Origin of the sequence: Neopusillimonas aromaticivorans (assembly GCF_030344915.1) — a bacterium.
Classification (GTDB): Bacteria; Pseudomonadota; Gammaproteobacteria; order Burkholderiales; family Burkholderiaceae_B; genus Neopusillimonas; species Neopusillimonas aromaticivorans.
Genome location: NZ_CP128233.1, coordinates 2,004,924 through 2,028,343, shown reverse-complemented (window position 1 = coordinate 2,028,343; position 23,420 = coordinate 2,004,924). Strand labels below are relative to the sequence as shown.

General features: G+C 56.3%; 22 protein-coding genes, 1 tRNA gene and 3 pseudogenes. 14 read left to right on the top strand and 12 right to left on the bottom strand.

Annotated elements, in window-relative coordinates:
- Nucleotides 1-31 precede the first annotated feature (31 nt).
- On the top strand, nucleotides 32-1,171 hold the full coding sequence (gene proB, locus N7E01_RS11190) for a glutamate 5-kinase (protein WP_289172940.1): 1,140 nt from the start codon (nucleotides 32-34) through the stop codon (nucleotides 1,169-1,171).
- 78 nt (nucleotides 1,172-1,249) lie between these two features.
- Here the strand turns inward: proB and N7E01_RS11185 are convergent, their stop codons facing one another.
- Entirely contained in the window at nucleotides 1,250-1,837 is a 588-nt protein-coding gene (locus N7E01_RS11185; RefSeq protein WP_289172939.1) for a helix-turn-helix domain-containing protein, read from the bottom strand.
- 330 nt (nucleotides 1,838-2,167) lie between these two features.
- On the opposite strand from N7E01_RS11185, the gene N7E01_RS11180 reads away from it, so the two are divergent.
- The 9 genes from N7E01_RS11180 to N7E01_RS11140 all read left to right on the top strand — a co-directional run bounded on the left by N7E01_RS11180 (nucleotide 2,168) and on the right by N7E01_RS11140 (nucleotide 8,823).
- On the top strand, nucleotides 2,168-2,557 hold the full coding sequence (locus N7E01_RS11180) for a helix-turn-helix domain-containing protein (RefSeq protein WP_289172938.1): 390 nt from the start codon (nucleotides 2,168-2,170) through the stop codon (nucleotides 2,555-2,557).
- Nucleotides 2,558-2,751: 194 nt separating this feature from the next.
- Nucleotides 2,752-3,945: a phosphomethylpyrimidine synthase ThiC gene (locus tag N7E01_RS11175; protein WP_434089509.1), complete on the top strand. Its 1,194-nt coding sequence runs from the start codon at nucleotides 2,752-2,754 to the stop codon at nucleotides 3,943-3,945.
- Between the two features lie 141 nt (nucleotides 3,946-4,086).
- The gene (locus N7E01_RS11170) at nucleotides 4,087-5,409 is read left to right on the top strand and encodes an acetamidase/formamidase family protein (protein WP_289172937.1); all 1,323 of its coding nucleotides are present in this window, start codon (nucleotides 4,087-4,089) and stop codon (nucleotides 5,407-5,409) included.
- Nucleotides 5,410-5,445: 36 nt separating this feature from the next.
- Complete coding sequence (locus N7E01_RS11165; RefSeq protein WP_350495036.1) at nucleotides 5,446-6,627, top strand: aromatic ring-hydroxylating oxygenase subunit alpha; 1,182 nt, start codon at nucleotides 5,446-5,448, stop codon at nucleotides 6,625-6,627.
- 147 nt (nucleotides 6,628-6,774) lie between these two features.
- A complete protein-coding gene (locus tag N7E01_RS11160) occupies nucleotides 6,775-6,981 on the top strand; it encodes a hypothetical protein (protein ID WP_289172936.1) in 207 nt (68 codons plus the stop codon).
- Between the two features lie 8 nt (nucleotides 6,982-6,989).
- Entirely contained in the window at nucleotides 6,990-7,340 is a 351-nt protein-coding gene (locus N7E01_RS11155; RefSeq protein ID WP_289172935.1) for a nuclear transport factor 2 family protein, read from the top strand.
- A 28-nt stretch (nucleotides 7,341-7,368) separates the two neighbouring features.
- Nucleotides 7,369-7,503 (top strand): hypothetical protein, encoded by a 135-nt coding sequence (locus N7E01_RS11150; RefSeq protein WP_289172934.1) that lies wholly within the window; start codon nucleotides 7,369-7,371, stop codon nucleotides 7,501-7,503.
- The gene (locus N7E01_RS11145) at nucleotides 7,500-7,829 is read left to right on the top strand and encodes a non-heme iron oxygenase ferredoxin subunit (RefSeq protein ID WP_289172933.1); all 330 of its coding nucleotides are present in this window, start codon (nucleotides 7,500-7,502) and stop codon (nucleotides 7,827-7,829) included. The genes N7E01_RS11150 and N7E01_RS11145 overlap by 4 nt, the downstream gene beginning before the upstream one ends.
- A 1-nt stretch (nucleotide 7,830) precedes the next feature.
- A complete protein-coding gene (locus N7E01_RS11140) occupies nucleotides 7,831-8,823 on the top strand; it encodes a 2Fe-2S iron-sulfur cluster-binding protein (RefSeq protein WP_289172932.1) in 993 nt (330 codons plus the stop codon).
- A gap of 21 nt (nucleotides 8,824-8,844) precedes the next feature.
- Here N7E01_RS11140 and N7E01_RS11135 read toward each other — a convergent pair whose 3' ends face one another.
- The 4 genes and pseudogenes from N7E01_RS11135 to ilvD form a co-directional block, all read right to left on the bottom strand.
- Nucleotides 8,845-9,975, bottom strand: coding sequence for an ATP-binding protein (locus N7E01_RS11135; RefSeq protein WP_289172931.1), 1,131 nt, complete (start codon nucleotides 9,973-9,975; stop codon nucleotides 8,845-8,847).
- A gap of 37 nt (nucleotides 9,976-10,012) precedes the next feature.
- The gene (locus N7E01_RS11130) at nucleotides 10,013-10,594 is read right to left on the bottom strand and encodes a response regulator transcription factor (protein WP_289172930.1); all 582 of its coding nucleotides are present in this window, start codon (nucleotides 10,592-10,594) and stop codon (nucleotides 10,013-10,015) included.
- 104 nt (nucleotides 10,595-10,698) lie between these two features.
- On the bottom strand, nucleotides 10,699-12,108 hold the full coding sequence (locus N7E01_RS11125) for a purine-cytosine permease family protein (protein ID WP_289172929.1): 1,410 nt from the start codon (nucleotides 12,106-12,108) through the stop codon (nucleotides 10,699-10,701).
- A gap of 211 nt (nucleotides 12,109-12,319) precedes the next feature.
- Nucleotides 12,320-14,184, bottom strand: a pseudogene (gene ilvD / locus N7E01_RS11120) (dihydroxy-acid dehydratase).
- Nucleotides 14,185-14,394: 210 nt separating this feature from the next.
- On the opposite strand from ilvD, the gene N7E01_RS11115 reads away from it, so the two are divergent.
- Complete coding sequence (locus N7E01_RS11115; RefSeq protein ID WP_289175797.1) at nucleotides 14,395-15,432, top strand: zinc-dependent alcohol dehydrogenase family protein; 1,038 nt, start codon at nucleotides 14,395-14,397, stop codon at nucleotides 15,430-15,432.
- Nucleotides 15,433-15,601: 169 nt separating this feature from the next.
- The gene (locus N7E01_RS11110; protein WP_289172928.1) at nucleotides 15,602-16,048 is read left to right on the top strand and encodes an OsmC family protein; all 447 of its coding nucleotides are present in this window, start codon (nucleotides 15,602-15,604) and stop codon (nucleotides 16,046-16,048) included.
- 94 nt (nucleotides 16,049-16,142) lie between these two features.
- Here the strand turns inward: N7E01_RS11110 and N7E01_RS11105 are convergent, their stop codons facing one another.
- The 6 genes from N7E01_RS11105 to ispB all read right to left on the bottom strand — a co-directional run bounded on the left by N7E01_RS11105 (nucleotide 16,143) and on the right by ispB (nucleotide 20,021).
- Complete coding sequence (locus N7E01_RS11105) at nucleotides 16,143-17,237, bottom strand: cupin domain-containing protein (RefSeq protein WP_289172927.1); 1,095 nt, start codon at nucleotides 17,235-17,237, stop codon at nucleotides 16,143-16,145.
- Between the two features lie 129 nt (nucleotides 17,238-17,366).
- Nucleotides 17,367-17,603 (bottom strand): hypothetical protein, encoded by a 237-nt coding sequence (locus tag N7E01_RS11100; RefSeq protein WP_289175796.1) that lies wholly within the window; start codon nucleotides 17,601-17,603, stop codon nucleotides 17,367-17,369.
- Nucleotides 17,588-17,905 (bottom strand): MaoC/PaaZ C-terminal domain-containing protein, encoded by a 318-nt coding sequence (locus N7E01_RS11095; RefSeq protein WP_289172926.1) that lies wholly within the window; start codon nucleotides 17,903-17,905, stop codon nucleotides 17,588-17,590. Before N7E01_RS11095 ends, N7E01_RS11100 begins: the two co-directional genes overlap by 16 nt.
- 81 nt (nucleotides 17,906-17,986) lie before the next feature.
- Nucleotides 17,987-18,766, bottom strand: coding sequence for an enoyl-ACP reductase FabI (fabI, locus tag N7E01_RS11090; protein ID WP_289172925.1), 780 nt, complete (start codon nucleotides 18,764-18,766; stop codon nucleotides 17,987-17,989).
- A gap of 191 nt (nucleotides 18,767-18,957) precedes the next feature.
- Nucleotides 18,958-19,034: transfer RNA gene (locus N7E01_RS11085), tRNA-Pro, on the bottom strand.
- Between the two features lie 21 nt (nucleotides 19,035-19,055).
- Nucleotides 19,056-20,021: an octaprenyl diphosphate synthase gene (gene ispB / locus N7E01_RS11080; RefSeq protein ID WP_289172924.1), complete on the bottom strand. Its 966-nt coding sequence runs from the start codon at nucleotides 20,019-20,021 to the stop codon at nucleotides 19,056-19,058.
- A 139-nt stretch (nucleotides 20,022-20,160) separates the two neighbouring features.
- On the opposite strand from ispB, the pseudogene N7E01_RS11075 reads away from it, so the two are divergent.
- A pseudogene (locus N7E01_RS11075) lies at nucleotides 20,161-21,026 on the top strand (ATP-binding protein).
- Nucleotides 21,019-21,981, top strand: a complete 963-nt coding sequence (locus tag N7E01_RS11070; protein WP_289172923.1) for a Nudix family hydrolase — start codon at nucleotides 21,019-21,021, stop codon at nucleotides 21,979-21,981. The pseudogene N7E01_RS11075 and the gene N7E01_RS11070 overlap by 8 nt, the downstream one beginning before the upstream one ends.
- A gap of 29 nt (nucleotides 21,982-22,010) precedes the next feature.
- Here N7E01_RS11070 and N7E01_RS11065 read toward each other — a convergent pair.
- A pseudogene (locus N7E01_RS11065) lies at nucleotides 22,011-23,416 on the bottom strand (efflux transporter outer membrane subunit).
- Nucleotides 23,417-23,420 lie beyond the last annotated feature (4 nt).

Sequence of the window (23,420 nt, the reverse complement as noted above, 5' to 3'; positions counted from 1 at the left end):
CCCGTTTTCTCTGTACAGGCTCGCTTCATCCATGTCTTCCGAGACTTCTGTTGTCGCCCGATCCAAACGCATTGTTGCCAAAGTCGGCTCCTCTCTGGTCACCAACGAAGGGCGAGGCATCGACCTCGTTGCGGTTGGCGAATGGGCCGCACAAATAGCCGCCTTGCATCATCAAGGTCGTGAACTGGTGCTGGTGTCCAGCGGCGCCATTGCCGAGGGAATGGCCCGGTTGGGCTGGACAAAGCGCCCTCAAGCCATGCATGAACTGCAAGCGGCAGCTGCTGTCGGGCAGATGGGGCTGGTGCAAGCCTACGAAGTTGCTTTTGCACGGCACGGTATTCGTACCGCGCAAATCCTGCTTACCCACGAAGACCTGGCTGACCGCGAGCGTTACCTGAACGCACGCACAACCCTGTATACCCTGCTGTCGCTGGGTGTCGTTCCCATCGTCAATGAAAACGACACTGTGGTTACCGATGAAATCCGGTTCGGCGACAACGACACATTGGGCGCCCTGGTCACCAACCTCATCGAAGCCGACGCCCTGATCATCCTGACTGATCAGCGTGGTTTGTACAGCGCAGACCCCCGCAAGAACCCCGATGCCGAACTCATCGAGGTTGCCCAGGCCGGCGACCCTGCACTCGAAACCATGGCCGGAGGCGCCGGCAGCACCATCGGCACCGGCGGCATGCTGACCAAAGTGCTGGCGGCCAAACGGGCGGCCAACAGCGGGGCGCATACCATCATCGCCTCCGGACGTGAACCCCACGTACTTCAGCGCCTTGGAAACGGGGAACGTGTCGGCAGCGAATTGCGTGCCCAGCTACCAGTGCGTTCAGCACGCCAGCGCTGGATTGCCAACCATCTGCGGCTGCGCGGCAAAATTACCCTTGACGACGGCGCAGTCAAAGCACTTACAGTGGGGCGCAAAAGCCTGTTACCCATTGGCGTCATTGATGTCGAAGGCGACTTTGAACGGGGTGACGTCGTGGCCTGCGTTGACCTGCAGGGTCGTGAATGCGGTCGCGGCCTGATCAATTACTCGGCCACGGATACCCGCCGCATCATGCGCCAACCCACCGCACGCATCCCTGAAATCCTGGGCAGCATGTCAGATGCCGAACTGATGCATCGCGACAATATGGTGTTCTTGCGCAGTACCGGCTAATGCGATGGTCGTTGCCGATCTGTGTCATCGGCAACGCATCAGTACGTCAAGGCCACGCAACAGCACTATATACGCCCGTCAAGGCATCGGGCCGTTAAACAGATACCCCTTGCCGTGCAACGACCTGACCGGCAGCTCGGCACCGAGGGCTTTCACTTTGCGCCGCAGCCGGCTCACCATCACACTGATACGCTCGCGACCGATTTCTGCCCCGGCGGCGACGTCGTGAAGACCCATCGTGCTCGTCAGCTGTTCATGCGTTGCGCTACGGCCTTCGCATGACGTCAGGGCCAGCATGAACGCTCGCTCCAGAGTCGTCAGGGTCACCTGTTCTCCGGAAGGCAATTGCAGTTTCCAGGCATGATCAACCAATTGCCAACCGCTTGAATCAGCACCCGGCAGCACCAACGGGTCGACACCACCCATACGGCGCAGCAACGAAAACATCGTCGCCACCACCAACTGTTCAGAAGCGTCAGGGGTGAACCAGGCGTCAATGCCCGACTGCAAGGCCAACAAACAGGTCGATTCACGTTGATCGGGCACGCACGCCACCAGCCCCATTGATGGCATCCCAGCACGCAACAAATGAGCGAGGGCGGCATTTTCTGCAAGACTGGCACACAACACGACCAGCATCCAGCCATACCCCCCGTTTGACGTCACATAACCCCGGCTGATCCGTTCAGCCTTTGATAACAACTGAGAAGCATTGCTGCAGGTGATGTGCTCAAACCCGGCAGTGCCGAGCGTCTGGCACGCGAGGGAAAGATCACGAAGAGACACCCTGGATGACGAGCTTTCAGGCTTGTACCAAAGAATTACGGGTGATGGCACGGCAGCCTCCAGGCATGGATATGACGATGATAACAGTTTGAAAAATTCTGGCGCATGAACAGACTCTTCAGAAATGACAGTAATGAATTTAACTTGTACATCACATTCGTGATTTTGTTTATTACCAACGTGATTGAATGACGCGTTTCAATCACGTTTGTGAATACTTTCGCCGAACGACTTCGTTACGCCCGCACTTTGCGACACATGAACCAGACAGAACTGGCCAAGGCGGCCGGCTTGTCGCAAGGCGCCATTTCGAACTACGAACAGCGCTTCAGGGAAAAATCACGCAACATACTCAAGCTGGCGAAGGCACTTCAGGTCAACCCGTTATGGCTGGAAGAAGGCATCGGCCCGATGGAACAAGCGCTTCATTCCCCGTCCTCCCTGAATGACCCCGGCGCACTGCCAAGCGATATCCACAGCATCGACTGGCCTTTTTCACGTGTCATGCCTGGCACCTTCCACAGCCTGTCGGCTGACCAGAAACAAATGATCGAAGACATGATCCTGGCGCTGGCCAAAAGCAATCAAGGGTTGCGCTAAGCCACGCCCCGGTTTGGCCTGACCGGATCAATGGTCTATACTGCGCGCTCATGCAGGGGTACTTGCCTTCGGGCAGGTTGAGAAAAACCCTTCGTACCAGTACGGATAATGCCGATGCTGGGAGCACATTCCGCAGCCTGTTCACGCTCTGCCGCTTCCCTCTTCGGCTCCATTTGTGTCACTTTGGAGCAACCATGCCTTCCCTACCTCATAACACCGCCCCGGCAATCGCCGATCCGGCGGCTACCTGCGCGTTTCCAAACGCAAAGAAAATCTATGTCACTGGATCACGTCCCGACCTGAACGTGCCGTTTCGGGAGATCTCGCAACACCCCACCCCAACCCCCGATGGCGTGAAAGAGAATCTGCCAATCACCGTCTACGACACCAGCGGCCCTTACACCGACCCCGACGCCCGCATTGATATTCGCAAAGGGCTGCCTGAACTGCGTGCAGGCTGGATTGAAGAGCGCAACGACACCGAGCGACTGACCGGCCCTTCCAGTGTCTTTGGCAAGCAACGCAAAAGCGACCCCGCCACCCAGGCGCTTCGTTTTGAACTGAACCGACTGCCCCGCTGCGCACGTCAGGGCCATAACGTCACCCAGATGCACTATGCCCGCCAAGGCATCATCACACCCGAGATGGAGTTCGTCGCCATACGGGAAAACCTGCGCCCGGGCTCAATTCATGACGCCAACGACGACGCCCAGTTTGCCGAACTGCGCACCTTGGGTGAACTGACCCAGGTGGCCTGGAAACACGATGTCCAGGTCATGGTCGAAGGCCCAGGTCACGTCCCCATGCACCTGATCAAGGAAAACATGGATGAGCAACTGAAACACTGCCACGAAGCCCCCTTCTACACCCTGGGGCCCCTGACCACCGACATTGCCCCCGGTTATGACCACATCACCTCGGGCATCGGTGCCGCCATGATTGGCTGGTACGGCACCGCCATGCTGTGCTACGTGACACCCAAAGAACACCTGGGACTGCCCAACAAAAAGGATGTGAAAGACGGCATCATCACCTACAAGATTGCCGCCCATGCGGCCGACCTGGCCAAGGGTCATCCCGGCGCCGCTATCCGGGACAATGCGTTGTCAAAAGCGCGGTTTGAATTCCGCTGGGAAGACCAGTTCAACCTGGGCCTTGACCCCGACACTGCACGCGAATTCCATGACCAGACCTTACCCAAGGCTTCCATGAAAACCGCGCATTTCTGCTCAATGTGCGGCCCCCACTTCTGCAGCATGAAAATCACCCAGGATGTGCGTGACTATGCGTCGTCCAGAGGCGTCGAAGCAGAAAAAGCACTGGCACTGGGCATGCGGGAAAAAGCGGTTGAGTTTGTAAAGAAAGGGCAGCAAATTTATACGACTTAAGCGTTTTGCGCACCGGTGCATTAAGTACTTATCCTTACTGCTTTTATCAATTCACCCCAATAGTTCACGCAGCGCCCAAAGTCCAGAATACAGACTGTCGATAAAGACTTTACTGGCTAGATTCTGGCAATGGAGCGCTGCATGAGCGAACACACCACCTTAAACACCGAAGCGCTGGACTATATCTCGGTTAACGAGTATTCCGGCGGAATCATCGGGCCCAGCCGGGCCATGCTCGGCCCCATCAAGAATGGCGGCACCATCAAGACGGGCACACCTCCGGGGTGCTGGGGTCCGATGATTACCCCCGCCTTTCAGGGAGGACACGAAGTTACTCTGCCCGTCGCTGTTGAAGGAGCAGAAGTCGGCGACGCCGTGGCCATCAAAATCAACAAAATGCGGGTTACCTCCATCGCAACGTCTTCTGGCGTAATGGAATTCGTTGAAGGCCGCTATCATGGCGACCCCTTTGTGGCCAAGTTTTGTGCCAACTGCGGAACAGAACATCCCGCCAGCCACGTGGAAGGCATTGGCGAGGAAGCCATCCATTGCGACGTCTGTGGTGCGGAGGTCAGCGCATTCCGGTTCCGCAACGGTTATGTCATTGTTCTGGACCCGCAAAACAAGGTCAGCATTACCGTTGACCAGACTATTGCCGACAAACTGGCCGGTCAGGCCGACGAAATGTCCAGTCTTCCCGTTCACTCGGCACAGCACTCGATCCTGTCGCTAGCACGTGCCGACATGCCTGGCGTTGCTGCCCACATGAAGCCATTTCTGGGCAACATCGGCACCACACCCTCACAAGACATGCCTGACTCACACAACTGTGCTGACTTCGGCCAGTATCTGATCGGGGCACCCCACAAGTACAACTTCACGAAGGAAGCGCTCGACGCTGCCAAAACCGACGGTCACATGGATACGAACTCGGTACGTGAAGGCGCCATCCTGATTTGCCCCGTCAAAATCAAAGGCGCCGGCATCTACATGGGCGATATGCATGCCCAGCAAGGCAACGGCGAAATCGCGGGTCACGCCACCGACGTGTCGGGAGAGACCGAAGTCAGCGTCGAAGTCATCAAGAACCTGACACTTGATGGCCCCATTCTTCTGCAAAATCTGGAAGATCTGCCAGAAATGGCACGCCCGTTCACGAAAGAACAAAAACTCAAGATACAGGCCCTGGCAGCTCATTGGGGGCAGACCTCTATTGAGGAAAACGCTCCGATCACCTTTGTGGCTTCCGGTGAAAACCTGAATGAAGCGACCGAAACAGGCCTGCGCCGCGCCGCAAAGATCACTGGCCTCGCCTATGAAGAGATCCTGAACCGTGCAACCATCACCGGCTCTATTGAAATAAGCCGACTGCCAGGTGTTGTGCGCGTCACATTCATGTGCCCGATGCACATTCTGGATCAGATCGGCATCGGCCACCTGGCCCGAGAAAAGTACAACCTGTAATCATCAAAGGAGACCACAAATGAGCGAAACCACTGCATTGCGCTGGGCAGAAAAATACCCCGAACTCGGCGGAGAGCCCATCCCCGTTGCACCTTATGTATCGCCACAAGCCTACGAGGCCGAAGTCGAAAAAGTGTTCAAAAAACCTGGCTGCGCGTCGGCCGGGTTGAGGAAATTCCAAACGCCGGTGACTACAAGGTCAAGAAGCTGCAGTTTGCCAAAACCTCGGTCATCCTGATTCGCGGCAAAGACAACGTCATTCGCGGCTTTCATAACACCTGTTCCCACCGTGGCAACAAGGTCGTCGTGGAAACAGGCGGTGATGAAACCTTTGGCCATAACAAGGCTGCCGTGGTGACCTGCCGCTTTCACGGCTGGGTGTACAACGCCACGGGTGCACTGGTTGATGTCCCCGAGAAAGAAAAATTTCACGCCGGTTTTATCGATGAAGAAAACGGTCTGACCAGCATCCGCACCGATGTATGGGAAGGTTTCATTTTCATCAACCTGGACAGTTCGGGCACACAATCACTCAAAGATTACCTGGGTGCCATGGGTGACCACCTGGCAGGCTTTCCCTACCATGCCATGGAAAGCGTCTTCGCCTATAACACCGAACTGAACTGCAACTGGAAAGTAGCACACGACGCGTTTGCCGAGGCATACCACGTCGCGACCATCCATGCAGGCTCATTTCCCGACGTTTTCGGCTCTGGACTGCAAGACTTGCAACTGCTCGGCGACCATCGTACCGCTGCGGTTTGTCTGACCAATAATGCCAAACCAAAACCAGCAGCAGCTCTTGCCACATCAATCACCGGCGCCTCTTTGATCAACTTCAAAGAAAAAACCATGCTGCCCGAATCGGTGAACCCGTCCAACCGGAAAGACTTTGCATTCGAATTGACCGTGTTGTTCCCGAACATTCTGCTGCATATCAGCGAAGGGCTGTGGTTCACCCACCAGTTCTGGCCCATGGGCCCCAATAAAACCCGCTGGGAAGGCAAATACTACTTGCCCAAGGTCAGCAGCTACGCCGAACGCTGGGCCCAGCAATTTGCCGTCACACTGCAACGTAATGCATGGCTGGAAGACACGGCCACCATGGAAGACACTCAGGACGCGCTGGAATCAGGAGCCAAAGATGTCATGCACCTGCAAGATGAAGAGATCCTGCTGCGTCATGGTTACCACGTTCTTGAAAAATACATGAAATAAGGAAGACACCATGACTTACACCTTACCCGACCAATTCAGCGCACTCACCCTTTCCTGGCGAAGTGGGCCAAGCCCACGGAAAGCCAGCGTCAGGCCGAGCGTCTGAACGCGCGCCCTGCACAACTGCAAGAGTTCTACGGCCAGATCATGCCCCTCATGGATTCGATCCTGAAATTTCTGGACCAGCATCCTTATGGTCAACTGCCTGAAGAGCATCGTCCGCTTTATTGGCTGGCCATGAGCCTGGCAGAAGTTGCTCCGCACGTAGAGCTTTACGGCGGCAGCACCGGCGTTCCGTATGCGTTTGAGGAATCCCGGTTCGTTGCCGAGCACGGCGACACAGTCAATATCTGATCACCGCCATGGCCTCAGGCCATGGCATGACTTCCGGCACCCCCATGAAAGAGCAACAAATCCAGCGTCTTTATTCATTTGAAGGCATCAGAAACATCATTGCACTGTACGGACTCGGTGCAGACCGTCTGAATGACCCCGACTTACTGGGGCCTCTGTTCACGAAAAACGCAGTATGGCGATGTGAGGGGTTTGGCGAATTCAAGGGGCGCAAAGCCATCAGGGAAGGCTTGCGATCCATCGCCGAAACCAGAATCCTCTGGAGCTTTCATGCCATGGCCACCCCTGGATCGATATTTGCGAAAAAACCTGACCGCCACCGCGAAGTGGGCACTATGGGAATTGTCAAAAGCGACTGACGACTCAGGTTGCCCGCAAGACTCGATCATGGCGGGCTTCTACGAAGCCCGTTTTGTACGCAAGGACAACCGCTGGTTCATCAAAAACATGAACCTGCAGATATGCCTGCACAGTCCGTATCCGGCAGATTTCATCACTCCTCACCAGGAACGTCCGACATGATCATCACCGAACTACAAGAAACGCTGGTCTATTTATGTGAAACCACGGAAGTGGTCGAAGGGCAAGGCCATCGTGTGGAACTGCAAGAACAACCCGCCGTCGCCGTATTCAAGTACGACAACGACTACTACGCCATCAACGACAAGTGTACGCACGGCAATGCCTCGCTGTGCGATGGCGATGTTGACGGCTGTGAAGTGGAATGTCCTTTTCACTCAGGGGCTTTCAACTTCATCACCGGCGAAGCCACGGCAGCACCCTGCACCATTCCGATCAAGACACACTCAATCAGAATCATCGAAAACAAGCTTTACCTGGTACCCTGACATGCCAATAATCACGACCGAAAACGGGCAGACCTTCAGCTGTCATGAAACTGACACGATCGCGCGGGCAGCACTGCGCGCCGGCCTGGGCTTTCCTTATGAGTGCAATTCAGGGTCTTGCGGAACATGCAAGTTCACCCTTGTCGAGGGTACGATTGACGACCTGATGCCTGGCGCCTCCGGGATTACAGAACGCGATGTACGCAAGCAGCGCAAACTGGGCTGCCAGTCGCGACCCTGTGGTGACCTTGCCATCAAAGTCAATTTCGATGAGGCGTACGTCCCCATACATCAGCCTTCAGCCACCCGTGCCACCCTGATCTCGATCGAACCCGTCACCCACGACATTTACAGCTGGCGCTTCAAACCCGAACAGCGCATTGACTTTCTGCCAGGCCAGTATGCGCTGATCAACATCCCTGGCGTCGGAGAGCGCGCCTACTCGATGTCGGGCACCGGCACAGAGGCGTATCTTGAGTTCATGATCAAGAAGGTGCCAGGCGGTAAGGTTTCAAACCTGCTGTTCAACCTGCCTGAAGCATCGGCCCTGCCAGAAATCATCATTGATGGCCCCTACGGTATTGCCCATTATCGAACGCGCAATTGCGTCAAGGTTTGCCTTGCCGGCGGGTCTGGACTGGCACCCATGCTGTCCATCGCTCGCGCCCACCTGGCCGCCGGAGCCCTCGAACCGCTGCATTTCTTTTTTGGTGGAAAAACCGACGCTGACCTGCTTTCCCCTGAGGCATTCCGGGCACTGGTCGCAGACCATGCAGGTCAAATCAACTATTACCCCGTTGCCTCTGAACAAACCCGCGTTGCGGGAACCCTGAACGGATTCCTTCACACAGCATTCTTCGACGTCTTCAATGCTGACCTGAACGGTCTGGATATCTACTGCGCAGGCCCGCCCGCTCTGACATCAGCACTGGAACTGGCTTTGTCAGAAAAAGGGTTTTCGCCTGAGCATTTATTCTTTGACCGCTATTGCTAGGCGAAAGCCCGTCAATAAAGCTCAATAAGGGTCGAACGCGGGCAGCGTAAAACTAACGACAGTGCCTCGCTCCCCGTCAGTTCGATCGGTAATATTCAATGTCCCTCGATGCGATTTGACGATTTTCCGACACAACGACAACCCCAAACCCAAGCCTCCCTCTTTGGTGGTGTAGAACATTTTGTAAAAATGATCTTCTTTCAGGTATTCGGGAACACCAGACCCCTGATCCACCACAGAGACCTCGACGGTGTCAGCCCGCACCCGCTGTACATTGATGCTGAGCCGCCTGCTGTTGCGGTCATTGCCCGCCATGGAATCCAGCGAGTTGGCGACCAGGTTTGAAATAACCTGCTGCATCAGAACAACGTCGCACAACACCCGGGCATCGCTCTGGATATTCAGATCACACTGGGCTAGCGCACTCTGGATCTGTACCTTGATGATTTCATAGGCGCTTTCCACCATCTCCCGGATACCAATGATTTTGGGACTCTGGCGCTTGTTGGTCGTGAAGTTGCGGATCACCGACACCACCTTGCCGGCACGCTCAAGCTCTTTCTGCGCCATTTCCATGCCCCACATCACTTCGGCCCTGGAATGGGTTTCGCGAGCAAGACGATTTCGGCATCCGGCAAAATAATTGACGGCAGCACACAAGGGCTGGTTCAGTTCGTGGGCAATGGCTGCTGACACCTCCCCTGCGAGAGACAGTCGTGCCAGATGATTCAGATCCTGATCACGCTGGCGATCTTCCTCATCTCGCCGGAGCCGGTCAGTGATATCACGTGCCATGGCCAATACCAGCCCGCTAAATTGTCCACCCAGACGCTTCAGGTTGCACTCCACGGGCCGATACGAACCATCCGGGCGAGTGATTTCCCATTCAAACGTCAACAATACATCTTCTTCGTAAGCCTTACGAATGACTTTCAGCGCTGTCTCGTGGTTGTAAGTTTCACTGCCCCTGGCCAGATCGCCAACACGCAGCCCTATCAGAGCCTCACGCTTGATACCGTACAACTGACACGCTTGACGGTTGACTTCAAGCACATCCCCGGTATGCGCACAATGGATGATCATGGCATCGTTGGCATAATCAAAAATTTCGCGATATCCGAAGACCTCGGCATTAAACGCTTGCAAGGCCATACCCGTATCTCCTAGCGTAAGTCGCAAAAAACCTTGGTCAGCTCTGCGATCGACTTAAGCCCCAGTTTTTTCTGATGTTAGCCCGGTGGACTTCCACCGTCTTGTGACTGATATCCAGCTTTCTGGCAATTTCCTTGCTGGACAAACCATCGGAAACACACTGAAGAATTTCTTTTTCACGCGACGACAGGCCTGCAATTTTTTCAGAGGCCTCACCCAGATGCTCGGACGACATTTTTTGGTCAAGACTTTTTCTGATCGCTCCGTTGATCTTGTCGATCAGCACCTGGTCATTGATCGGTTTTTGCAGAAAGTCATGTGCACCATCTTTGATGGCGGCAACGGCCAGGGGCACATCACCATGCCCTGACAAAAAAATAATGGGCAAACTGAAGTCAAGTGCGTTCAGCTCGCGTTGCAATTCAAACCCTCCCATAACAGGCATGCGAACATCAACCACGAGCACACCTACCGGGCTGACTCCGTTTCTCTTGTAGCTTTCAAGAAATGCCAGACCATTCTCGTAGGTATGAACCTCATAACCCAACGGCTCGATCAACCATTTCAGGGACCGTGCGACGGACTCATCGTCATCAACGACATACACTGCATAAGACATAACACGATGCTCCTTTTGTCCACCCCGGATTTATTTTTTAAAACAACAAACACCCGCCGCATACCAACCCTGCGACGGGTGTTTCTTTACATCATTATGACAACTTATTTGACCATATAGGCGGGAACAACCCTGCCGCCCAATACCCGTGAAAACAGAGGATAAACAACCAAAGTCGCGATGACAGATGTCACGAACTCGACAGGCATGATCCCCTGAAATACATGACGGGCACATACATAGGAAACAATAACAGTCAGAATGCCAGGCCAATGTACGTCGGTACGGACACCTTTTTCTCGCCGCCAGCCTGAAACAATGTAGTAGTCACAGATAATGATGGCGGCAATGCAGGTCGTCAGGACACCCAGCGTCGTGATGAAACCACTGAACCATTCGAGAATGGAAAAGTAAATCATGAGACACGCCAGCAAATTTGCCAAGACCACGAAAATGACACGCCCGGGGCGCCAGCCAAAAATCACATCTGCAATATTGGTTAGCGAAAGCGACGCGCTATACGTGTTCAATACCTGGGCCTTGCCCTGCGCCAGGAACAGCAGAATCGCACCCACCGTACCACCGAAGATGATGAACGCGGCCGCCACGCTGTGGGGAGAACTCAGGACACTGCTCTGGGCTTCGGCCTGACTCATCCCTTGGGCAACGTAATAGTCAACCAAATGACTGGTTCCGGCATACATCACTGCCGCACCGATCACCAGCATGATGACATTCATGAACAGGTTTCCCAGCCCTGCCGCAATACCGATATCCTTGCTGCTCCTGGAATAACGGCCCAAGTCTGCATCAATCAGGGCCAGTGCACCTGCAGCGCCAATCATGATATTGAAACAGAACACGTACTTGCCAACAACAGTCTCGGCACCGAGAGCAGCCAACGCTTCAGGCGGCAATTGTGCACCAAAGCTGAACACATCAACCCAGGATTGCCCAGAACCTTGAATGATCTCGACCATCAGGTAAACCAGCACGGCAATAAAGGCAACCAGCGTCACTGACGCAAACGCCGTAACCTGCCGGAAACCATAGGCCGTCAGGACAATCCAGGCAACGGTCAGAACCGCATAAAAACTGACACGCAGCCCCAGAGAGTCCGCTTGGTCAGACCAGAACAGGAAGCCCTTGTACAGCAACACATTTTCAAGTGCGATGAAGCCGATGATCATGAACCCGAAAACCAGCGCGACGATGATCGACCCTTTCTTGCCAAAACCATGAAAACGGGCCAGTACCGAGCTCGACAACCCTGTTCGGTAGGCCACATTACCAACAGCCCACCCAAGCAACCCACCAATAATCGCTACACCGATCCCGGAAATAACCCCGATCCAGAACCCTGCGACAAAGGTGGCCAAGGCCCCCACAAACAATTGCACCAGCGTTGTGACGATCCCGGTAGTTCCCCATGTCAACTTGATCCAGCCTTGCCGCTCTGAATCAGGTACTGAATCTAGCGCGTGATCATCTGTTTTTTGTGCTATCTCGCTCATGGCGCTCCTCACCTGTTGAAAAATAACTGCAATACAGGCAGCTATGTTCCGCGCAAAGAGCCACAAGCAGCAATTGGGGCGTTGACGTAACGAATAAGTACTATTACTTAACCTTTAATGAATCCGCCCTTGAAGAACGGTTTACTGTTAAATGCAATAAACAAAGGGGCCGAAGCCCCTTTATTGTGTTGCATTAACAGCTGCGGCCGGATTACTTGCGGCTCAACTGACTAATATCGCGCACAGCGCCGCGATCTGCCGAGGTCGCCAGTGCCGCATACGCCATCAGGGCTTGCGAAACCACGCGCTCGCGGTTCACCGGCTTCCAGGCCTTGTCGCCACGAGCTTCCATGGCCGTACGACGTTGCTGCAATTCGGCGTCGGAAATCGCCAGATTGATGATACGGTTGGGGATGTCAATTTCGATCGTATCACCGTCATTCACCAACCCGATGTTGCCGCCTTCGGCCGCTTCCGGCGATGCATGGCCAATGACCAGCCCCGACGAACCACCCGAAAAACGGCCATCGGTCAGCAAGGCAGACGACGCCCCCAGACCCTTCGACTTGAGGTATGACGTTGGATAGAGCATTTCCTGCATGCCCGGACCACCTTTAGGGCCTTCGTAGCGAATGATGACGACATCACCTGCCTTGACCTCGTCGCCCAGAATTCCGGCCACGGCATCTTCCTGGCTTTCGTAAACACGCGCCTTGCCGGTGAACTTCAGAATGCTGTCGTCAACACCTGCGGTTTTAACAATGCAACCATTGGGTGCCAGGTTGCCATACAGAACAGCCAGCCCCCGTCTTGCGAATAGGCGTGCGCCTTGTCGCGGATACAGCCACCTTCACGGTCAAGATCAAGGCTGTCGTAGTAACGATTCTGGCTGAATGCTACCTGCGTTGGCACACCGCCCGGTGACGCCCGGAAAAACTCGAGCACCTCGGGGTTGACGTCGGGCGATTTAACGTCCCAGTTCTTGATGGCATTGCCCAGCGTGCCGCTGTGAACGTTACCCACTTCGGTATTCAACAAGCCTGCACGTGCAAGCTCGGCCAGAATGCCCAGAATGCCGCCGGCACGGTGAACATCTTCAATGTGATATTTGTCAGTAGCGGGCGCCACTTTCGAGAGGCACGGCACACGACGCGAAACGTGATCAATGTCAGACATCGTGAAATTGACCCCGGCCTCTTGGGCGGCGGCCAGCAAATGCAGCACCGTATTGGTTGACCCACCCATGGCCACATCAAGCGTCATGGCGTTTTCAAAGGCTTCAAATGTAGCGATACTGCGCGGCAAGACCGACACATCGTCTTGCTCGTAGTAACGCTTGCACAATTCGACCACCAGTTTGCCGGCGTCTTCAAACAAACGCTGACGGCGCGCATGGGTGGCTACAATCGTGCCATTGCCGGGCAACGACAACCCCAGCGCCTCGGTAAGGCAGTTCATGGAATTGGCGGTAAACATGCCGGAGCAGGAACCACAGGTGGGGCAGGCACTGCGTTCGATCTCGGCCACGTCAGCGTCTGAAACGCTGTCATCGGCGGCCTTGACCATGGCGTCAACCAGGTCAAGCTTCATCATGATCTTTTTGCTGGACGGGTCAATGATTTTGCCCGCTTCCATCGGGCCACCCGAAACAAACACCACCGGAATGTTCAGACGCATCGCCGCCATGAGCATTCCCGGGGTGATTTTGTCGCAGTTGGAAATACACACCATGGCATCAGCGCAGTGGGCATTGACCATGTATTCGACCGAATCAGCAATCAGTTCGCGCGACGGCAACGAATACAGCATGCCGCCGTGACCCATGGCGATGCCATCATCAACGGCAATGGTGTTGAACTCTTTGGCAACACCGCCTGCCGCCTCGATCTGACGGGCGACCAGTTGCCCCATGTCTTTCAGGTGCACGTGGCCAGGCACAAACTGGGTGAACGAATTGACCACAGCGATAATGGGTTTTTCAAAATCGGCGTCTTTCATGCCGGTGGCGCGCCAAAGGGCACGGGCACCAGCCATGTTGCGGCCGTGAGTCGAGGTACGTGAGCGATATTGCGGCATGTCGGTTCTCTGAAAAGGGTGCGATTCAACCCGTCAATGATACCAAGTCTGAACCTCTATGGTTGACACGGATCAAACCTGCCGAGGCCTGTTCATGCCAAGATGACCGTTGAGCAGGTCACACTGCATCTTTCAGCAGGTCACACTGCAGCGCAGTGGGCCGTGTGTATCACCAACCCCACCGGAGGCCGCATGTCAATTCCCGCCACAATGAACGCCATGGTGTATCACGGCCCAGGCCAGAAAGCCTGGGAAACTGTCGAAACACCCAAGGTATTACACCCAACCGACGCCATCATCCGTGTCACCAAAACCACCATTTGCGGCACCGACCTGCACATCCTCAAAGGTGATGTTCCAGCCGTTACCGACGGCCGCATCCTGGGCCATGAAGGCGTGGGCATTGTCGAAGAGGTTGGCAGCGCCGTCAGCAATTTTAAAAAAGGCGACCGTGTCTTAATTTCATGCATCACCTCATGCGGCAAGTGTGAATACTGCAAAAAGCAAATGTATTCGCACTGCGAAGACGGCGGCTGGATTCTCGGCCACCTGATTAACGGCACCCAGGCCGAATATGTACGCATTCCCCATGCGGACAACAGCCTGTACCCGATTCCGGCCGGTTCTGATGAAGAGGCGCTGGTCATGCTCAGCGATATTTTGCCCACCGGCTTTGAAATCGGCGTACTTTATGGGGCGGTAAAACCGGGCGACACCGTCGCCATCGTCGGCGCCGGGCCGGTCGGCATGGCGTCATTGCTAACGGCCCAGTTTTACTCACCGGCTCGCCTGATCATGATCGACGTCGACGACGCCCGTCTTGAAATGGCCCTGAAATTCGGCGCCACTGAAGTCATCAACAGCACAAACACCAACGTTGAAGCCCGGATCAAGGAAACCACCAAAGACGGGGTCGATGTCGCCATTGAGGCCGTGGGCATACCGCAAACATTTGATGTTTGCCAGAACATTATCCGTCCGGGCGGGCATCTGGCCAACGTGGGTGTTCATGGCACAAGCGTTGATCTGCAAATCCAGAAACTCTGGATCCAGAACGTCACCATCACCACCGGGCTGGTCAACACAAACACCACCCCGATGCTGCTGAAGAACGTCACGTCCGGGAAGTTGCAACCCGAAGGGCTGATCACGCATCGCTTCACGTTCAACGACTTCCCGAAGGCTTATGATGTGTTTGGCAATGCGGCCAAAGAAAAGGCCATGAAGGTCATCATCAGCAACGACTAAACGAGACCCTGACGCAACCGGCCCGTGTAAACTGCTGGTTGCGGCTACCTGACGTGCTGTGCACCGGCCTGATCAGGGCCAGCACGCCAGGCGCAGGTTGCGACGCGGCAACCCGCCTGCTGACACCCGCCCACCAGTGCGCCGCCAAATTTTTCAGAAAACGATACTTATGTCAGATCCCATTATCTCTGTGCAGCTTGAACAGATCAAAGACTTCCAGTTTGAAATTTCTTTCGGTGAAGGCATCCCCACCGTGCTGGGTGACGAGCCCCACCCCATCGGCGAAGGTAAAGGGCCGTCGCCCGTTCAGTTCCTGGCCGCTGCGGTCGGCAATTGCCTGTGCGATTCGCTGTTTTTCGCCATTAAGAAATACAAGCAAGACCCGCAACCCATCCATTGCACCGTCACCGCAAAAATCGGCCGCAATGACCAGAACCGGTTACGTGTTACAGAAATGCACTGCGTCCTGACGCTGGGCGTACCGGCCGAGACACTTGAACATCTGGATCGCGTTCTGGCCTCATTCGAAGCCTTCTGCACGGTGACCCAAAGTGTTGGTCAGGGCATTCCCATCACCACCGAAGTGTTCGACAGTCACCGGAAAAAACTCAAGTAAAGAAGATTCAAAAAATGCAAAAGCGCCCGTTAGGGCGCTTTTGCATTTGACGCAACGTTCAGTACGGCAGGCAGCGAAAGCTGCCGGCACACCATCAACCGATCTGGACGCGGTCGAAATTCAAACGCTCGATGATCGGAGCATCCGAGAAGTGGAACAGGTCGAACTGGGTCTCGGCCTGCAACGACCACTGAACCCATGACGGCACGACGAACATGTCACCCACTTCAAGCTTGTGGGTTTCGCCGTTCATCACCACCGAACCACGGCCTTCAAACACCTGGAACACGCTGGAGCCGACCTCGCGACGCGGGGCGGTTTCCGTGCCGGCGCGCAGACGATGGAACTGGGCGCGGATGGTGGACATGACGTCACCACCGGTCGTGGGGTTGATGTAGCGGACCGCCGCATGGCCAGGCTCGACGACGCCCGGATAGCCCTCGTCTTCCAGGCGCAACTGTTCAGACAGCGCACGGTCGGTGTATTCCCAGCGGTAGGCACCGATGGGAGAACTGATGGTGTTCTGAAGGCCCGACAACGGACGCAGCCCGGGATGACACCAGAGGCGTTCACCGCGCGAAAACTCGGGCGTTGTTTCGTCTGACAGTTTTTCAGGACCGAACTCAAAGAAACCCACGTCGTTGCGGTAGGAAAACGGAATATCAAGGCCGTCAATCCAGGCCATGGGCTTGTCAGTCACGTTCTGGTGGCCGTGGAAATTCCAACCCGGGGTCAGCAGGAAGTCACCCCGACTCATGCGAACCGGGTCGCCACTGACCACGGTCCAGACGCCTTCGCCCTCTACCACAAAGCGGAAAGCATTCTGCGCATGACGGTGTTCAGGGGCCACTTCTTTGGGACCAAGATACTGAATGGCCGCCCACAACGTCGGACAGACAAACGGATGACCACCTAACCCAGGATTAGCCAGACCCAGTGCACGGCGCTCGCCGCCACGACCCACAGGAACCAGGTCACCGGAACGCTTGGCGGCCGGGTACAGTTTGGACCATTTCCAGACATGCGGTACTGCGGCCGGAGCCGGATGGCTGGGCATCAAGGAACCTGTCTGGGTCCAGAGCGGCATGATGTGCAGCGCTTCGAAATCAGCATACAACTGGCGCAGTTCAGGTGTATCTTCGGGCGCCATGGCATTGTGATGACCACCGGTTGCGTTTTGGGGATTCATACGTCTCTACCTCCTGGTTGGGTGTTGGTAAGCCGAAATGATTTTACCCCTGCACCGGTGACCATCACGATTTGATTTCCAAATAAGCATTATTTTATTAAACAATAATACTTTCGATAACCCGCAACGTTATAAGCCCTCGGAGATAACAGACAGAGGGGTCTGCTGCCCGTCTGGCTCGACCAGAACGATCTGTGGTCCGGTAATGCGGGGCACCCGGATTTTGAGCGACGGCGGCATCAATTTGGCCTCACCTTTCAGCACAACCTCACCATGCTGGTTGATGACGGCACAATCCATCTTGATCCGCTGTTTTTCATCATTTTTGGATGTTACGGTCGCCTGGATCGTCAAGCGATCACCGATACGAACCGGTTTTGTAAACTTGATTTCCTGCCCCAGGTAAATCGTACCGGGCCCGGGAAACGTGTCCCCAACAGGGCCGAAATCAGGGCGGCCCCGAACATGCCGTGCGCAATCACGCCTTCAAACAGGCTGGCGTTGGCGTATTCCTCATTCAGGTGAGCCGGATTGATGTCACCCGACAATGTCGCAAATGCCGCAATATCGTGGCGCGTGATTTCACGCATGAAACTGGCGGTTTGCCCGACGAACAGTTCGTCGTAGGTCGTATTTTCCATCCAGTCGGTTTGTACAGTGTCTGTCATGTTTCTTTCCTTGAACAGCAGCGGGCCCGGCATGGCAACCGGGCCCGATAATGATCTGCAAAATGGCACCCGGAAGGCGTATCAATCGACCGCGTTCACACCGGCGTCAACATAAATGGTCTGACCCGTCATGCCCGAGGCCGCGTCAGAGCACAGGAACGTTGAGAGTTGGGCAATTTCATCCAGGGTTACCAGACGCTGCAATGGCGCCTTGGCACGAGCCGTTTCCATGAAGGTATCAAAGTCGGCCAGACCCGATGCCGCACGCGTCAGGATAGGACCCGACGAAACGGCATGTACCCGGATGTTTTTCGGACCTAATTCTTGGGCCATATAACGCACGGTAGATTCAAGCGCGGCTTTAACCGGCCCCATCAAGCCATAATGCGGCACGGCAACCACCGACCCCAGATAACTCATGGTGATCATGCTGCCGCCATCGGTCATATACGGTGCACACAACTTGGCCACTTCGGCAAATGAATGGCAGGAAATGTTCATGGCGCGCGCAAACCCTTCGCGCGAGCTGTCGACAACGGCCCCATGCAAATCTTCCAGCGGGGCCCAGGCAATCGAATGAATGACGAAATCAAGCTTGCCGAATTTGTTGACGGCGTGCTGCACCAGGGCCTCGAGTTGGCCGTCGGCCTCAACGTTGCACGGGACCAGATCAACCCCGATGGCACTGGTCAGCGGCTCGACCCACTTACGCGCTTTTTCGCTGACGCAGGTGGCCACGATGTCGGCCCCTTGTGCACGTGCCAGACGGGTACATCCCCAGGCAATCGATTGATCATTGGCCACACCAAGAACCAGTCCCTTCTTGCCGGCGAGGCTGAAAGGGGCAACGGCATCCGTCATAAACACTCCGTAAAGTTAGTACGCATCAAAGAAAGCGGCTGTTATGAAGAGCATAACAGCCGCTTTCTGCAGATTTTATGACAACCCATCAGGTTTTTGTCAGATTTTTGTGCGACACAACAAAAACAACGAAAGCACGGCTTAACCGTGCTTTCAACCCCTTGATTGGCAAGGATACCTGAACAATATATTGGTCGGGGCGAGAGGATTCGAACCTCCGACTCCTACGTCCCGAACGTAGTACTCTACCAGGCTGAGCTACGCCCCGACTTGAACGTGCAGCTGCCGACTAGCGATCGCGGTCAACAGCGAAAGAACAAAATTTTAGCAAAGATTCGGTCGCTTCGGAGGGCGGAAACGCCAATAATTGCTCACGGGCTTTTTCAGCTTCGTCGCGGGCCGCCTGACGGGTGTATTCAAGCGCATCAGTATCGTGGATAGCGCGGGCCACGGCCTCGAAGTCACCATCGCCGGTACGAATGGCGTCTTGAATCAGTTGCTTTTGCTGCGCCGTACCGACTTCCATGGCACGGATCAGGGGCAATGTCGGCTTGCCTTCACGTAAGTCATCACCGACGTTTTTACCCAAAGCCTGGGCATCGCCTTCGTAGTCAAGCACGTCGTCGATCAGTTGAAACGCGGTGCCGATATGGCGGCCATAGCCCGCCGCCGCTGATTCCTGTGCACCGGTTGCATGGGCCACGATCGCGCCCACCTGCGCGGAGGCCTCGAACAGCTTGGCAGTTTTGTAGCGCACCACCTGCAAATAGCGTTCAAACGACACGTCGGGGTCATGCACGTTCAACAATTGAAGCACTTCACCTTCCGCAATGACAGTGGTGGCTTGCGAAAATACCTGCATGACCCGCATGGAGTCAGCCTCAACCATCATTTCAAACGAGCGCGAGTACAGATAATCGCCCACCAGCACACTGGCCGCGTTGCCAAACACGGCATTGGCGGTACTGCGGCCACGTCGCAAATCAGACTCATCAACAACATCGTCGTGCAACAAGGTTGAAGTGTGGATGAACTCGACCACCGCCGCCAGCAAGTGATGCAGCGTGCCGTTGTACCCCAGGGCACGGGCCACCATCAGCAACATGGCGGGGCGCATGCGCTTGCCACCGGCCTGGATGATGTAATCGCCAACGGTACGGATCAGCACCACGTCGGAGTTCAGCCGGTCGCGGATGACCGCATCAACGGCTTTCATGTCTTGGGCGATGGGGGTAAACAGTTCAGCGATATTCAAAGTGGACCTGCATTCAACAGAATCGGGGAAGCTTTTTGGCGTAGCCCCCGATTATACGTTCAGCCCGCCGGGCTCGCATGACACAACCGAAAATTGGCGATAATGCGCCCTGATTTGCGACTCATACCGGAGAACTGCCGTGAGCACCCCTGACCTGACGACATTGCTGGCCCGCGCCGAGCGGGTACTGGCCCAGCTTGAAGCCTGGCTGCCCCTGCCCCGCCACCCATCAACTGGGATGCGCGTGCGTTTCGCTGGCGCAAGGAAGGTGCGCAAGGCTGGCTGGATGCCATCAAACATGTGGCCAGCATCCAGCCTGAAGACCTGCAGCATATCGAACGCCAAAAGGAAACCATTGATCTGAACACCCGGCACTTTCTGGAAGGCAAACCCGCCAACAATGTGCTGATGACGGGTGCTCGCGGTACCGGCAAAAGCTCGCTGGTCAAGGCCATGCTGGCCACCTATGGCGACCGGGGCCTGCGCCTGATCGAAGTCGACAAGGCGCATCTGGGTGACCTGGGCACGATTGTCGACCTGGTCAGCGAACGTCCCGAAAAATTCATCATATTCTGTGACGACCTGTCGTTTGAAGAAGGCGAGGCCGGCTACAAGGCGCTCAAGTCGGTGCTGGACGGTTCGCTTAGCGCCTCGGGCGACAACGTTCTGATTTACGCCACCTCGAATCGCCGCCACCTGATGCCCGAATACATGAGCGAAAACCTGGCCGCACAACATCAACCCGATGGTGAAGTGCATCCGGGTGAAACCGTGGAAGAAAAAGTATCGCTGTCCGAACGCTTCGGCATCTGGTTGTCGTTCCGCCCCTTCCGCCAGGACGACTACCTGGACATCGTGTATTACTGGCTCAAAGAACTGGGATGCCCGCAGGAAGCCATTGAAACCTCGCGCCTGGAAGCGCTTCAATGGGCACTGGGGCGCGGTTCCCGCTCGGGTCGGGTGGCACGACAATTTGCGCAGGACTGGGCCGCACGCCATGTCTAAACCCGAGATTTTTGTTGCTGCGGGCCTGATCCTGAAGCCTGACGGGTCGCTGTTGCTGGGTCAACGGCCGGCCGACAAGCCCTGGCCCGGCTGGTGGGAACTGCCGGGCGGCAAGATCGAACCGGGCGAAACCGTACTGCAAGCCCTGGCGCGCGAACTGAAAGAAGAAATCGATATCGATGTCACCGAGGCCAGCCCGTGGGTGAACTATGTCCATGAGTACCCCAAGAATATTGTCCACCTGGCATTTTGCAAGGTCACAGGCTGGACCGGCACCCCGCGCGGGCTTGAAAACCAGCAACTGGCCTGGGTGAACGCCAAAGGCCCGATCAATGTCGGGCCTTTGCTCCCGGCCACAGAACCGCCCTTGCGCTGGCTGAAACTGCCCGAGCGCTACCTGCTGACCTCGATCAATACAACCGAAAATCTTCGCCCCTTCCTACAGCAACTTGAACATGCCGCTGGACAGGGCGTCGGCATGGTGCAGTTTCGTGAACCCGCTTGGGCCGCACAGCCCGGGCAAGCCGCCGCACTGGAAGCGGCATTTCAGGCGGTGCTGGCCGCCTGCCGCGAACGTGGCCTACTGTTCCTGGTGAACAGTGCCCACCCCACCCATTGGTGGACCCAGGCCGATGGCGTCCAGGCACGCGCGCAAGACCTGACCAATATCAACCGGTCTGCATTGAACGTCAAATGGCTGGGTGCCTCGGTGCATTCGGTAAACGACCTGGCATTGGCCCGCGCTGCGGGTGCCGACTTTGCCGTGTTGGGCCATGTATTGCCCACACCCTCGCATCCGGGGCAAGCTGCTTTGGGCTGGGATGAATTCGAAGCGCTGGCCCAGCACGCCGGAATGCCCGTGTACACCATTGGCGGACAATCGGAAAGCACATTGAAACAGGCGCAGCAGAAAGGGGCGCATGGCATTGCCGCCATACGCGGGTTATTGCCTTAGCGCCTTATATCACTTGGGGCAGCGCAAGGTTAATCAGCCTGGCCGTCAGGCTGCCAGCCACCGCCCAGCGCGGCAATCAGTTGCACACTGGCGATCAGGCGATCGGCACCCAGGCTGATCGCCTCGCGCTCGGCATTCAAGGCCGAGGTTTCGACCTGAACCACACTCAAATAATCAATCAGGCCCGCATCGTACTGGTTACGTGTCAAACGCAGCGACTCGCGGGCCGCCGCAAGGGCACGGCCTTGTGTCGCCTGCTCACGCTCCAGACTGGCCAGGGCGACCAGATAGTCTTCGACTTCCTGCAACCCCGTCAATACCGTCTGACGCCAGGCAGCCACTTCGGCATCGTATTGCGCACGCACCTGATCGACTCGTGCGCTGCGCGCGCCACCATCAAACAACGTCGCTGCCAACGACGGGCCCAGCGACCAGAAACTGAATGGGGCCGTCAGCCACTGTGCCCACTGACCGCTTCGAAACCCGCCCTGGGCCGACAAGACCAGATCGGGAAACCAGGCGGCCTGGGCCACCCCGATTTCGGCGTTCGCCGACGCCATGCGCTGCTCGGCCGCTACCACGTCGGGCCGGCGCTCAAGCAACTGCGAGGGCAAACCCGCCGGAATCACAGGTACATCAATGGCGACACGGACTTCGTCCAGACGAAATTGAGACGGCGCCTTGCCCAGCAACACCGCCAGCGCATTTTCCAGCTGTGCCCGCTGCCGCTGCAGGGCCAGCATCTGGGTAGCGGTGTTTTCAAGCTGCGCCTGAGCCGACGATACATCCAGCTGAGACACCACCCCTGCCGCGTAACGATTACGGGTGATCTCCAGCGAACGCTGGTAGGCCGCCAGCGTCTGCTCCAGAAGACGTTGCCCGGCATCGTTGGCCCGGATCTGGAAATAGGTCTGGGCCAAGGTCGATTGCACGCTTAACCGCGTGGCGGCCAGATCGGCGTGTGAAGCCGCCACTTGCGCCTGATCGGCCTCGGCACCGCGACGAATGCGCCCCCACAGGTCAACCTCCCAGCTGACATTACCGCTGATACTGTATTCACGCCGGGGTTCGGCCTGACCCGACCGCGACCGCGTTACATCAGCCCCAAGCCCCACAAACGGAAAAATTCGGCTCGACTGGCCGCCAGCAATGCCGCTGCCTGACGATACTGGGCCCAGGCGCGCGCAATGGTCTGATTCGACTCCAGCGCCTCACGCATCAGCGCATCAAGCACCGGATCATTGAACAAGGCCCACCAGTCGGCACGCACTGCAGGCATTGACGTGCCCGTCTGTACCCAGCCCTCAACCTGGCGGTACTGCGTACCCACCTCGATAGCCGGCCGCTGATAGTCAGGACCAACCGCGCACCCGGCCAGGGCCAGGGCCGCCAGACACGATGCCACTACACGAAAACCACGTTCCGGGGTCGCCATACAC